The sequence below is a fragment of the Agrobacterium sp. 33MFTa1.1 genome, assembly GCF_004328495.1.
Taxonomy (GTDB): domain Bacteria; phylum Pseudomonadota; class Alphaproteobacteria; order Rhizobiales; family Rhizobiaceae; genus Agrobacterium; species Agrobacterium pusense.
This window is the reverse complement of sequence record NZ_CP036358.1, coordinates 1,156,614-1,167,955: the sequence shown is the minus strand read 5'-3', so window position 1 is coordinate 1,167,955 and position 11,342 is coordinate 1,156,614. Positions and strand designations below refer to the sequence as shown.

The 11,342-nt window shown below is 59.1% G+C and carries 13 protein-coding genes and 1 tRNA gene; 8 read left to right on the top strand and 6 right to left on the bottom strand.

Annotated features, from left to right (window positions below):
• Positions 1 to 3 precede the first annotated feature (3 nt).
• On the bottom strand, positions 4 to 876 hold the full coding sequence (locus tag EYD00_RS05915; protein WP_004441913.1) for an ATP-binding protein: 873 nt from the start codon (positions 874 to 876) through the stop codon (positions 4 to 6).
• 207 nt (positions 877 to 1,083) lie between these two features.
• Here EYD00_RS05915 and yajC point away from each other — a divergent pair, with 207 nt between their 5' ends.
• From yajC to EYD00_RS05890, 5 genes are all read left to right on the top strand, one after another.
• Positions 1,084 to 1,431: a preprotein translocase subunit YajC gene (yajC, locus tag EYD00_RS05910; protein WP_004441911.1), complete on the top strand. Its 348-nt coding sequence runs from the start codon at positions 1,084 to 1,086 to the stop codon at positions 1,429 to 1,431.
• A gap of 80 nt (positions 1,432 to 1,511) precedes the next feature.
• Positions 1,512 to 4,076 (top strand): protein translocase subunit SecDF, encoded by a 2,565-nt coding sequence (gene secDF / locus EYD00_RS05905; protein ID WP_004441909.1) that lies wholly within the window; start codon positions 1,512 to 1,514, stop codon positions 4,074 to 4,076.
• A complete protein-coding gene (locus EYD00_RS05900) occupies positions 4,076 to 4,468 on the top strand; it encodes an Mth938-like domain-containing protein (RefSeq protein WP_004441908.1) in 393 nt (130 codons plus the stop codon). Before secDF ends, EYD00_RS05900 begins: the two co-directional genes overlap by 1 nt.
• Before the next feature lie 23 nt (positions 4,469 to 4,491).
• Positions 4,492 to 5,337 (top strand): phytoene/squalene synthase family protein, encoded by an 846-nt coding sequence (locus EYD00_RS05895; RefSeq protein WP_004441906.1) that lies wholly within the window; start codon positions 4,492 to 4,494, stop codon positions 5,335 to 5,337.
• 126 nt (positions 5,338 to 5,463) lie between these two features.
• Complete coding sequence (locus tag EYD00_RS05890) at positions 5,464 to 5,922, top strand: hypothetical protein (protein WP_004441904.1); 459 nt, start codon at positions 5,464 to 5,466, stop codon at positions 5,920 to 5,922.
• Positions 5,923 to 5,940: 18 nt separating this feature from the next.
• Here EYD00_RS05890 and EYD00_RS05885 read toward each other — a convergent pair whose 3' ends face one another.
• The 3 genes from EYD00_RS05885 to lipB all read right to left on the bottom strand — a co-directional run bounded on the left by EYD00_RS05885 (position 5,941) and on the right by lipB (position 8,814).
• Positions 5,941 to 6,879 carry a DMT family transporter gene (locus EYD00_RS05885; RefSeq protein ID WP_004441900.1) on the bottom strand — a complete coding sequence of 313 codons (939 nt, stop codon included), beginning with the start codon at positions 6,877 to 6,879 and terminating at the stop codon, positions 5,941 to 5,943.
• 71 nt (positions 6,880 to 6,950) lie between these two features.
• Positions 6,951 to 8,018 (bottom strand): NAD(P)-dependent alcohol dehydrogenase, encoded by a 1,068-nt coding sequence (locus EYD00_RS05880; protein WP_004441897.1) that lies wholly within the window; start codon positions 8,016 to 8,018, stop codon positions 6,951 to 6,953.
• A 64-nt stretch (positions 8,019 to 8,082) separates the two neighbouring features.
• Positions 8,083 to 8,814, bottom strand: a complete 732-nt coding sequence (gene lipB, locus EYD00_RS05875) for a lipoyl(octanoyl) transferase LipB (protein ID WP_034498919.1) — start codon at positions 8,812 to 8,814, stop codon at positions 8,083 to 8,085.
• A 189-nt stretch (positions 8,815 to 9,003) separates the two neighbouring features.
• Between lipB and EYD00_RS05870 the strand changes: the two genes are divergently transcribed.
• Both EYD00_RS05870 and EYD00_RS05865 read left to right on the top strand, forming a co-directional pair.
• Positions 9,004 to 9,088: transfer RNA gene (locus EYD00_RS05870), tRNA-Leu, on the top strand.
• 577 nt (positions 9,089 to 9,665) lie between these two features.
• A complete protein-coding gene (locus EYD00_RS05865; RefSeq protein ID WP_034498917.1) occupies positions 9,666 to 10,052 on the top strand; it encodes a PAS domain-containing protein in 387 nt (128 codons plus the stop codon).
• A 58-nt stretch (positions 10,053 to 10,110) separates the two neighbouring features.
• Here EYD00_RS05865 and EYD00_RS05860 read toward each other — a convergent pair whose 3' ends face one another.
• The gene (locus tag EYD00_RS05860) at positions 10,111 to 10,278 is read right to left on the bottom strand and encodes a Thivi_2564 family membrane protein (RefSeq protein ID WP_003502827.1); all 168 of its coding nucleotides are present in this window, start codon (positions 10,276 to 10,278) and stop codon (positions 10,111 to 10,113) included.
• 124 nt (positions 10,279 to 10,402) lie between these two features.
• Between EYD00_RS05860 and EYD00_RS05855 the strand changes: the two genes are divergently transcribed.
• The gene (locus EYD00_RS05855; RefSeq protein ID WP_004441881.1) at positions 10,403 to 10,831 is read left to right on the top strand and encodes an OsmC family protein; all 429 of its coding nucleotides are present in this window, start codon (positions 10,403 to 10,405) and stop codon (positions 10,829 to 10,831) included.
• 3 nt (positions 10,832 to 10,834) lie between these two features.
• Here EYD00_RS05855 and EYD00_RS05850 read toward each other — a convergent pair whose 3' ends face one another.
• Positions 10,835 to 11,329, bottom strand: coding sequence for a peptide deformylase (locus EYD00_RS05850; protein ID WP_004441879.1), 495 nt, complete (start codon positions 11,327 to 11,329; stop codon positions 10,835 to 10,837).
• Positions 11,330 to 11,342 lie beyond the last annotated feature (13 nt).

Here is an 11,342-nt window from a genome sequence, read left to right as displayed (position 1 = left end):
GTGTTATCTGTCGAGCGGTTTCCTGAGGCGGCCGGCGGCGTCCTGAATATATTGCCAGGCGACACGGCCTGAGCGGCCGCCGCGGGTGGTTGCCCATTCCAACGCCTCGTGATGCAGTGTCTCGCGGTCGAGACCCAGATCGAAATGCGTGGCATAGCTGTCGATCATCGTCAGATAATCTTCCTGACCGCATTTGTGGAAACCGAGCCAGAGGCCGAAGCGATCGGAGAGCGACACCTTTTCCTCAACCGCTTCGGATGGGTTGATGGCAGTGGACTGCTCGTTTTCCATCATGTGACGCGGCAGAAGATGGCGACGATTGGAGGTCGCATAAAACAGCACATTGTCAGGACGTCCCTCGATGCCGCCGTCGAGCGCGGCCTTCAGCGATTTATAGGCGGTGTCGTCATGGTCGAAGGAGAGGTCGTCGCAGAAAACGATGACGCGCTGGCCCGAGGCCTTGAGGATGTCGAGCAGGGCGGGCAGGGTGTGGATGTCCTCGCGGTGCACTTCCACCAGCTTGAGCGAAACACCGCTTGCCGCACGCACATCTTCGTGAACGGCCTTCACCAGCGAAGACTTGCCCATGCCGCGCGCACCCCACAGCAGCACGTTGTTGGCGGCGAAACCTTCCGCGAAACGCAGCGTGTTTTCGTGGAGAATGTCGCGGACATGATCGACGCCGCGGATGAGTTTCAACGCGATGCGGTTGGGGCGGGCAACAGGCTGCAGGAAAGAGTTCAGCGGCGCCCAGACAAAACAATCCGCCGCATTCCAGTCGTTTGCGGCGGGCGCCGGTCCCGCCAGCCGTTCGACGGCATCGGTGAGCCGGCGCAGTTCTGAAAGAAGCAGGGAGGCCGTTTCTTCTCGAATCATGGTGTTTCTTCCGCTTGTCTGATGTTCAAAACTCTGTTTTGCGCCCGGCCTAGCATGGTGTTTGGCGCCCATAAAGGTTAAGAGGTCCGGAATCGGTACGGCGAGGGCCCTGCATCTGTTGCAATCCCGGCGTTCCCCACTATATTCCGGCGGCTTGAAAGCTGGGGCGGCATACGAGGTCGTGCCGTAATCGTTGAGGAGTTTTATATGTTCATTAGTCAAGCTTTTGCCCAGGATGCAGCGGGCGGCACGTCGGCGCTGGGTTCCGGCCTTGAAATGCTTTTCCTGTTTGCGCCGCTCATGGTGGTCTGGTATTTTTTCCTTATCCGTCCGCAGCGCGCACAGATGAAGAAGCGCCAGGAAACGCTGACCAATATTCGCCGCGGTGATCAGGTCGTTCTCGGCGGCGGCATCGTCGGCAAGGTGACCAAGGTCATCGATGACAGTGAACTCGAAGTCGAAATCGCCGAAGGCGTGAAAATCCGCGCTGCCCGTGCTTACATTGCCGAAGTGCGCGTGAAGGGCGAAGTGGTCAAGACGGAAGCAGCTTCCTGATCCTGCCGGACAACCGAATGCCCGATTGCGAATTTTGACGGGTTGCGCAGAGCGCGACCCCAACCCTGACCGAGATCGAAATGCTTCATTTTTCCCGTTGGAAAACAGTCTTCATCTGGCTGCTTGTGCTGGCAAGCGTCGTCATCGCCTCTCCCAATCTGTTTACGGACAAACAGCTGGAGGGCATGCCTGCCTGGTACAAGGACAACAAGGTAACGCTCGGTCTCGACCTTCAGGGCGGTTCCCACATCATGCTCAAGATCGAGCGTTCCGACATCGTCAAGGAACGGCTCGAAACCATCGTGGGCGATGTGCGAACGCAGCTTCGCGATGCCAACATCCGTTATTCGGGCTTGACCGGCAACGGCCAGCAGATTCAGGTCCGCATCAGCGATCCGGCGCAGCTGGAAGCCGCCAAGAACGCACTTCGCGACCTGACGCAGCCGGTATCCGCCGGTACGCTGGTCGGCGGCTCCATTACCGAAGTGACGATGAATGATGGTGGCGACAATCTGCTGCGTCTCAATCTCACGGATGAGGGCATCGATTACCGCCTGTCATCAGCGGTTTCGCAGTCCATCGAAGTCGTGCGCCGCCGCGTTGACGAAGTCGGCACGACCGAGCCGCTCATCCAGCGTCAGGGTTCCGATCGCATCATCGTGCAGGTGCCTGGTCTTCAGGATCCGCAGCGCCTGAAGTCACTTCTCAACCAGACGGCAAAGCTCTCCTTCCGCATGGTTGACACCACCATGCCGGTGCAGGAAGCCATGAACGGCCGTCCGCCAGCGACGTCCGAGGTTCTCTATTCGCAGGACGATCCGCCGGTTCCCTATCTCGTGGAGCGCCGTGCGCTCGTTTCCGGCGACAATCTCGTCGACGCGCAGGCAAGCTTCAACCAGCAGACCAATGAACCCGTCGTCACCTTCCGCTTCGACAGCCGCGGCGCGCAGCGGTTTGCGCAGGCGACGCAGCAGAATGTCGGCAAGCCTTTCGCCATCGTGCTCGATAACCAGGTCATTTCCGCGCCTGTCATCCGTGAGCCGATCATTGGCGGTTCGGGCCAGATTTCAGGTAATTTCTCGGTGCAGGGCGCGAACGACCTTGCTGTGCTGCTGCGCGCCGGTGCGCTGCCGGCGACGCTGACGGTGGTTGAAGAGCGTACCGTCGGTCCGAGCCTCGGTAACGACTCCATTACCGCGGGTCTGACGGCAAGCGCCATTGGCGCCGTGGGCGTCCTCATCTTCATGTTCGTGTTCTATGGCTTCTTCGGCCTGCTGGCGAATATCGCTCTTGTGGTCAACGTCATCATGCTGCTGGCCGTCCTCAGCGTGATCGGATCGACACTGACACTACCGGGTATCGCCGGTATCGTCCTGACCATCGGCATGGCTGTCGATTCCAACGTTCTGATCTACGAGCGAATACGCGAAGAGGTGAAAAGCGGCAAACCACTGATCCAGTCACTGGATAATGGCTTTACCCGCGCCTTTGCGACCATCATTGACGCCAACCTGACGACGCTGATCGTGGCGAGCGTGCTGTTCTACATGGGCACGGGCCCGGTCAAGGGCTTTGCGGTTACGCTGGCCGTCGGTATCATCACGACCGTCTTCACGGCCTATACACTGACAGCGTGGATGTTCGGTTACTGGGTCCGCCGCAGCCGTCCGAAGCATCTGCCGAAGGGCGTTCGTACCGCCATGTTCGATGGTCGCGACATCCCGTTCATGCGCTACCGTCGCGTGGTGTTCATGATCACCGGCGTCATCATGCTTGCCTGTGTTGGCGGTTTCATCGCCAAGGGCCTGAACCTCGGTATCGACTTCCAGGGCGGCTCCGTCATCGAAGTCCGTGCCAAGCAGGGTGAGGCCGATCTGGCCGATATCCGCGATCGTCTGAACCAGCTCAACCTGGGTGAAATCCAGGCTCAGAATTTCGGTACGCCGCAGGATGTTCTCATCCGCATTCAGGCGCAGGAAGGCGGCGAAAATGCCGAGCAATCCGCCATCACCATGGTGCGCGGCGAGCTTGAGGACAAATACGACTTCCGCCGCGTTGAAGTTGTCGGCCCCGCCGTTTCCGGTGACCTCACCTTCACCTCCACGATCGGCATCCTGCTCGCCATGACGGCGATCATGATTTACATCTGGGTTCGCTTCGAATGGCAGTTTGCGCTCGGCGCCGTCATTTCGATGGTGCACGACGTGGTCTTCACAATCGGCCTCTTCGTGTTCCTGGGGATAGAGTTCAACCTTACCAGTATCGCGGCGATCCTGACGATTATCGGTTATTCGCTGAATGACACCGTCGTCATCTATGACCGTATCCGCGAAAACCTGAGGCGCTATAAGAAGATGCCGCTGTCGATGATTATCGACGTGTCGCTGAACCAGACGCTGTCGCGCACCATCCTCACCGGCTTGACCGTGCTTCTGGCGCTGCTCGCGCTCTACCTCTTCGGTGGCGAGGTCATCCGCTCCTTCACCTTCGCCATGCTCTTCGGTGTCGGTATCGGCGTGTTCTCGTCGCTCTACATTGCCGCTCCGGTGCTGATCGCCTTCAAGCTTCGTCCTGATAGCAAGGACGCGGAAGACGAGAAGGATGAAAAGTCCGGCAACGCCATCGGCGGCAAGCCTGCCGTCTGATGGCCGGCGGGATCGAAATACGCCCGGCCCATTTTCCCGGCCGGGCGCCCATAGATGCTTATGGCAATGGCGGCTTCCGCTTTGCCGACATGTCGCATCGAGGCTCGCTTCTGCTCCTGCCTTCGGGCATTTACGGGTGGGAGCCCGTTGACGCCAAACAACTGAGCGTCGGGCATTTCGAAAAGGTTCTGGCGGAAGCGCAGGATATCGAAGTGCTGCTGATCGGCACGGGAGATGGTATGCGGGTTCTGCCGAAGGAGCTGCGCGCGGCTTTCAAGGAAGCGGGCATTTCCATTGATCCGATGAGCACGGGTGCCGCCGTACGCACCTACAATATCATGCTTTCGGAATCGCGCGCCGTGGCTGCGGCGTTGATTGCCGTCGAAGGCTGACGTAACGCTCCGCGCGGGGAACCATGGCACCCACAGAAAATCTCGACGTCTGCCTTGCGACGCTGCGCGATACGGATCGTGACCGCTATCTCGCCTGTCTTCTGTCTCCCGCGGACAGGCGCAACGCTCTTGCAGCGCTTTATGCCTTTAACGCCGAGATTGCGCGTATTCGCGATTCCGTGCGTGAAGCGCTGCCAGGTGAGGTGCGCATGCAATGGTGGCGCGATCTGCTCGAGGGAAGTCCCCATGGGGACAGCCAGTCGCACCCCGTCGCGTCGGCGCTTCTGGAAACGATCGAGCGTTACAGGCTGCCACGATCGGTGCTTTCCAACATGATCGAGGCGCGCATCTTCGATCTCTATGACGATCCTTTCGAGGATCGCAACGCGCTTGAAGGCTATGCAGGGGAAACGGCTTCGGCGCTGATCCAGCTTGCCAGCCTCGTTCTGTCTCCGGAAGAGGCCGCGGCAAGCGCGGAAGCGGCCGGACATGCGGGTGTGGCGCAGGCCATGGCCGGCATGATGCTGCTCATGCCACTGCACCGTCGCCGTGGTCAGGTGTATATTCCAGCCGACATGCTCTCGGCCGCCGGGCTTGACCGGGAGACGTTCCTGGAAGGCACGGACCGACAGCGGATCGGCATTGCCATCGAACTGTTCGCGGCCCATGCGCTGGATCATATCGAGAAGGCAAGACGCGCTCGCATTTCGGGCAACGTCTTTGCGGCCTATTTGCCCGTCGCCATTTCCGGACCGGTCATAACGGCCGCGAGAAAGGCTGGCGCGGGCGTGTTTGAAGGCGAAGTGCAATTATCGCAGCTTCGTCGGCAATGGCTGTTGGCAAAAGCCTCTTTCCTCAAGCGCTTCTGATCGTCACTCCTGGCGCCGATGCGGGAGCCATACTTCGCGCAAGCCTCGTTTCCTATCAAAGCGAACCGGGTTCGCTTCGTTTCGATTCGCGACCCATGATGTTTGGTTGCTGAGGGAGCGTTCCGGATGAATATGGCGATCTGGATTATCGTTTTCGTGCTGCTTTTGGTCTTTGCCGTTTATGCCTGGCGCATGTCGCGGGCGACGGATGAGGACAACAGCCATGATGTCGGGCAGGCGATCATGGATTTCGCCCGCGCCTTTCCCAATGAGGCGATCAGAAGCCTGCACATGACGGCAGATGGAGGCGCTGCCTTCGTGCGGCTGCACGACAACAAGGCCGGTTTCATGCGCAACATGGGTTCTCATTACGTTTGCGTGATGATCGATCCCGAGCGGATCCGGGTGGAGAGCCTGGAAAGCGGAGACGGTTTCGTCGTTACCTTCTTCGACATGCCGAAATATAGCGGTTCATACCGCTTCAAATCGGCAGGAGAGGCGGCCGAAGTCTCTCTCTGGCTGCTCGGCAGTCTCGTCGAGGCGCAGGATCATCACGATGAAGGGCCGCTGCCTTCCGGCACCTGATGGCTATCGCATGGCCCGTCACTGCCCGTCGAGCGGCGGCCGATTGGCCCCCGCCTGCTGGCGTTCGCGCCAGATGATGAACAGGCCGGATGCGACGATGATGAAAATACCGAGCCATTTCGACGGCGTCGGAAAATCCGAGAACAGCGCATAACCGAGGATCGTCGCGGAGATGATCTCGAAATACTGGAACGGCGCCAGCAGCGAGAGCGGGGCCAGCCTGAAAGCCCTGACGATCAGCAGATGCATGTAGCCGGATATCGATCCTAGCAGCACGAGCAGAGCCAGGGCCAATCCCGATTGCGGCAGCGAGACGGCGAAATCCTTGTCGCCGAGCGCATCGCCGGCAAGAAGGGCCGCTCCCATGAATACCGTGCCGGCAATGCCCGACATGGTCTGCATCACAAGCGGGCTGTCGGCGTCGCCGATGGCTCGGTTCAGGAAGAGATAGAGCGTGTAGAGGAATGCGCAGGCCACCGGCAGCAGCGAGGTCCAGCCGAAGATTTCGAAGCTCGGCTGAATGACAATCATCGCGCCGCCGAAGCCGACCACGATCGCCGTCCACCGCTTCCAGCCGACCCTGTCGCCGAGAAACAGAGCCGACATCATCGTCAGCATGAACGGTTCTACGAAATAGATCGCGAACACATCGGCAAGCGGCATGTATTTGACTGCGGCGAAGAACATCAGGCTGGCCGAAGCGTGCAATACGCCGCGCAGGCAGTTCATCCAGGGACGCTTCGCGCTGAAAAGCGCGCTCGGTGAGACCATGAGCAGCAGCGGCAGGGTGCAGACCACCTGGAAGAAGAAGCGATAGAAGGTTACCTGCGCCGGTGACATGCCGCCAACCACGGCCATGTATTTGGCTATTGCGTCCATGACGGGCAGCACGAACATGCAGGTCGCCATGATCGTCATGCCCTTGGCGACATCGCTGAAACCGGTCTGGCTGGTCATGGTTCGAATAGCGCTTTCGACCGGAAGGTCCATTGAGAGAAGGGGGCGCTAAAGGCAGCCCCCTTCGCAGGTCAGGCGGCCTTCTGGCGCGGCAGGCTCTTCATATCAATGACGAAACGATAACGCACATCGCTTTTTATCATGCGTTCATAAGCATCGTTGATCTGATCGATATCGATCATCTCGATTTCGGCGGCGATGCCTTTTTCGGCGCAGAAATCCAGCATTTCCTGGGTCTCGGGAATGCCGCCGATCATCGAGCCGGCAAAGGTCTTGCGGCCCGGAATGAGACTGAACGCCATTACCGACAGCGGCTTTTCCGGCGCACCCACCTGCACCAGCGCGCCGTCTCGCTTCAGCAGGGCAAGATAAGCGTTGATGTCATGGTCGGCGGCGACGGCATCGATGATGAGGTCGAGGCTCGAAGCGGCCTTTTTCATCTGATCCGCATCGCGGGAGACGATCACCTCATGGGCGCCGAGTTTTTTTGCGTCTTCAGCCTTGCCGCGCGACGTCGTGATCATCACCACCGTCGCGCCCATGGCATTGGCGAGCTTCACCGCCATATGACCAAGGCCACCGAGACCGACAACGCCGACCCGCTTGCCGGGGCCTGCATTCCAGTGGCGCAGCGGGGAGTAGGTTGTAATGCCCGCGCAGAGCAGGGGTGCGGCAGCGGCCGGATCGAGACCTTCGGGTATGCTGAGAACGTAACGGTCATCGACCACAACATGAGCGGAGTAACCGCCAAGCGTATGGGCTCCGCCGCCCATCGCCTTGTCAGGCGAATTATAGGTGCCGGTCATGCCGTTTTCGCAATATTGCTCCAGCCCCTCGGCGCAGCTTGCGCATTGCCGGCAGCTATCCACGATGCAGCCGACGCCGACGCGGTCACCCGTCTTGAACCCGGTGACATCCGAACCCACGCGGCCGACACGGCCGATGATTTCGTGGCCGGGAACGCAGGGGTAAAGAGAGCCCGGCCATTCGCTGCGGGCCGTGTGGATATCGGAGTGGCAGACGCCACAGAATTCGATTTCGATTTCGACATCGCGCGGGCCGGGATCGCGACGCTTGATGGTCGCGAGCTTCATCGGTGAAGAACCGTCGTCGCAGGCGTAAGCGGATGTTGTGAACATGGTCGTTCCTCCTCTTGTGTTGATCGATGCATCAAACACCGGCCTGCGGCAAGGGTTGCGGCGGTCAGCCACCAGCGCCGGTTTCGGGGACTGCCGGGCCAAAAACCTCCTCGAAGGCCTCGCGCAGCAGGACGTCGACATCACCGATCATAACCGGCAATCCAAGATCGACAAGGCTGGTGACGCCATAGGCGCTGATGCCGCAGGGAACGATGCCGGTGAAGTGCGAGAGATCGGGATCGACATTGATCGCGAGCCCGTGAAAACTCACCCATTTGCGCAGACGGATACCCAGTGCGGCAATCTTGTCTTCTGCCAGGCCGCCATCCGGCAGGAGAGGTTTCTCGGGGCGCCTGACCCAGACGCCGACGCGATCTTCCCGCCGCTCGCCACGCACGTTCATCTTATCAAGCGTGCGGATGATGACATCCTCGAGTGCCGCCACATAGGCGCGGACATCCTGGCGGCGGCGTTTGAGATCAAGCATGACGTAAGCGACCCGCTGGCCGGGGCCGTGATAGGTATATTCGCCGCCGCGCCCCGTGGCGAAGACCGGGAAACGATCCGGTTCGATCAGATCGGCCACATCGGCGCTGGTGCCGGCCGTATAAAGCGGCGGATGCTCCAGAAGCCAGACGAGTTCGTCCGCCTCGCCAGCTGCGATGGCACTAACCTCGCGCTCCATTTCCTCTACCGCCTGCTCGTAAGGCACGAGGCCATCGGAGATTCGCCAGCGAACGGGCGGCGAACCGGCGGCGGGGAGCATTTTTGTCTCGATATCCGTGCGTGTAAGCATGAAAAAGTCCTTTCCACAGCCTTCTCGCAAAATGGCGTCACGGCCGCAACCCCAGCATTTCCGGGCTTCCTGCATATAGGATGGTGCAGTGCGATTTTTAATTTCAAAAAACTGTCACGACGCTCTTGTGCACCCAAAATCCTTTTGCTACATGCACCCCCGTCGGCGCAAGTCGACGCCTACCACGATGCGGTCGTGGCGGAATTGGTAGACGCGCAGCGTTGAGGTCGCTGTGGGGCAACCCGTGGAAGTTCGAGTCTTCTCGACCGCACCAAAGAAACCCGCTTCGGCGGGTTTTTTCTTTTTTAGCCAATCGGTTAGCCCTGACCCCACAAGACGCCGGGCTGCCTCTGAGCCAATTCGGCTACTGTGTTTTATCTTGCCGTCGGCATTATAAAAATTACGGGCGGCAAATCATTGACCCGACGCCGCCCGAATTGAATGGCCGGACTGAACTAGCGTCGGTAACGCTGTCCGTCCCCGACACGGTAGGGGTCCCCATCCATTACCTGATCCATTCGCCACTCGTTTCCACGATATGGGCTATGCCACGTCTGGCATCCGGCCAGAAAGACGGTTGCGGTCAGCAATCCGAAAGTAAGGGCGGCTCGCATCATCTTGAACTCCTCGAAATGTCATCCCAGCCATGTAGGCGCCCGCCCGCATGTTTGCGATACCTCGTCGGAATTTGTCGTCCGTTTTAGAACGGCGCAACAATTTGGATTGCCGGAAAATTCCGGTGGATTTTGATGCACGCTTTGGTAGCTCGTCTGCTCCCCCCACAAAACGAGGGGTGGAATATGAGAGGTCTGATGTTAGCTTTTGTCAGGAAATAATATCCGGGGGTTTTCGTGCAGGGGGACAAGACGGATTCAGACAATGCGCTCGGTTATTACATGTGGAGCATTTCCGACAACAGGCTGATCATGGATGCGATTACCGCGGAATGCCATGGATTTTCCGAACCGGTTGCATCACGCGGGGTAACGATCGAGGAGATTCTGGAAAGGATCGATATTGAGATGCGCGATCGGGTGGCACAGGCCATTTTCGACAGTATCACCACGGGCGCCTTTTTCGATCAGCGTTACAAGGTCAACCTGCCTGACGGCTCAAGCCGATGGATCGCGGCAAAGGGCAGGGCGATCTTCGATCCGGAGGGCACGCCTTTTCTCGGTATAGGCAGCGTCCGGGATATCACGCTGAAAAAACCTTACCAGTTTGAACCACGCCAGTAACGACAACAAAAAAGAGGCGGCTTTCGCCGCCTTTTTTCGTCTGCGCCTTGCCGGGACATCAGAACACGGCGAGATATTTCAACAGCGAAATGATGCCGATAATAATGACGATAACCTGTGCGATCTGCTTGGCGCCGCCGCCAACGGGCAGTCGCGCGATGAGCCACAAGACAAGCACAATCACCAGGAAGGTGATCAGAATGCTGACGAGCGTAGATGTAACCATATGTCCCAGCTCCCTATTGAAATTCGATATTCAACGATGGTTCACCGTTGCGTGAGTAAAAAGGCGCCAGCCGGTATTTTGTTCCATGTGGTCGATTGCGCGCGATTAAATTAGGATTTTCTGAATGACCGAGAGCGTGAGGATGAAATCGAGGCCGGTCGGCGCTTCCGTCAGCGTGGGGCGGCTTGGCCGTCCTCATGTGTCGTCGGTCACCGGTGGCGCTCTGGACATCGTCACGGGGATTTCGGAGCCAGGGTTTAACCCAATCGATCTCTTATACTCCTCGCTGGCCGCCTGCCTGGCGCTCAGCGTCCGCATCGCAGCCAGCAGCTTGGGACTGCTCGATCTGTTCGAGGGTGTTCGTGTTGATGTCTCCGGCGAGAAATCGGCCGATGAGCCCTATCGCATCATCCGCTTCGACATTCGGATGGAGATCGCCGGAAACTTCAACGCGGCGGAGCGACTGGCGCTTGCGCACAGGGCGGAGGATATCTGCACCGTCAGCAACACGCTGAAGGGCGATGCGGAATTTGTGCTGTCGATTACCAGCTGACGGTTACGGCTTTCTCGACTTTTCCCATTTCTTCACCAGCCGGTCGCGTTTCAGCTTCGAAAGCCGCTTCACCCAGAAAATGCCGTCAAGCTGGTCAATCTCGTGCTGGATGCAAATGGCGTGAAATCCCTCGACGGCCTGACGGTGCTCCGCGCCGTCGATGTCCTGAAACCTCACTTCGATCTTGGATGGCCGCTCCACTTCGTCCGTGAAGCCCGGCATCGAGACGCTGCCCTCCACATGTCGCATGGTCTGCGTGGCGCGGCCGATGATTTCGGGATTGACGTAGGTGAGAACGGTTCCCGGCGTCAGTTCCAGCACAAAAACACGCTGCTTCACGCCGATATGGGCGGCGGTGATGCCGACACCCGGGGCGGCGCGCATCGTGTCGATCAGGTCGCTGACAAGATCCTGCAATTGCCCGTCAAACACCGTGACCGGCTCGCAGATTTCCGATAAGCCGGGATGCGGATAGGGCAGGATAGGCCTGATTGCCAAGGAAATGCTCCGT

Excerpts from the sequence above, each read along its gene's own strand:
- EYD00_RS05915 (WP_004441913.1), bottom strand. The coding sequence starts at position 876 with ATGATTCGAGAAGAAACGGCCTCCCTGCTTCTTTCAGAACTGCGCCGG.
- yajC (WP_004441911.1), top strand. The coding sequence starts at position 1,084 with ATGTTCATTAGTCAAGCTTTTGCCCAGGATGCAGCGGGCGGCACGTCG.
- secDF (WP_004441909.1), top strand. The coding sequence starts at position 1,512 with ATGCTTCATTTTTCCCGTTGGAAAACAGTCTTCATCTGGCTGCTTGTG.
- EYD00_RS05900 (WP_004441908.1), top strand. The coding sequence starts at position 4,076 with ATGGCCGGCGGGATCGAAATACGCCCGGCCCATTTTCCCGGCCGGGCG.
- EYD00_RS05895 (WP_004441906.1), top strand. The coding sequence starts at position 4,492 with ATGGCACCCACAGAAAATCTCGACGTCTGCCTTGCGACGCTGCGCGAT.
- EYD00_RS05890 (WP_004441904.1), top strand. The coding sequence starts at position 5,464 with ATGAATATGGCGATCTGGATTATCGTTTTCGTGCTGCTTTTGGTCTTT.
- EYD00_RS05885 (WP_004441900.1), bottom strand. The coding sequence starts at position 6,879 with ATGACCAGCCAGACCGGTTTCAGCGATGTCGCCAAGGGCATGACGATC.
- EYD00_RS05880 (WP_004441897.1), bottom strand. The coding sequence starts at position 8,018 with ATGTTCACAACATCCGCTTACGCCTGCGACGACGGTTCTTCACCGATG.
- lipB (WP_034498919.1), bottom strand. The coding sequence starts at position 8,814 with ATGCTTACACGCACGGATATCGAGACAAAAATGCTCCCCGCCGCCGGT.
- EYD00_RS05860 (WP_003502827.1), bottom strand. The coding sequence starts at position 10,278 with ATGGTTACATCTACGCTCGTCAGCATTCTGATCACCTTCCTGGTGATT.
- EYD00_RS05855 (WP_004441881.1), top strand. The coding sequence starts at position 10,403 with ATGACCGAGAGCGTGAGGATGAAATCGAGGCCGGTCGGCGCTTCCGTC.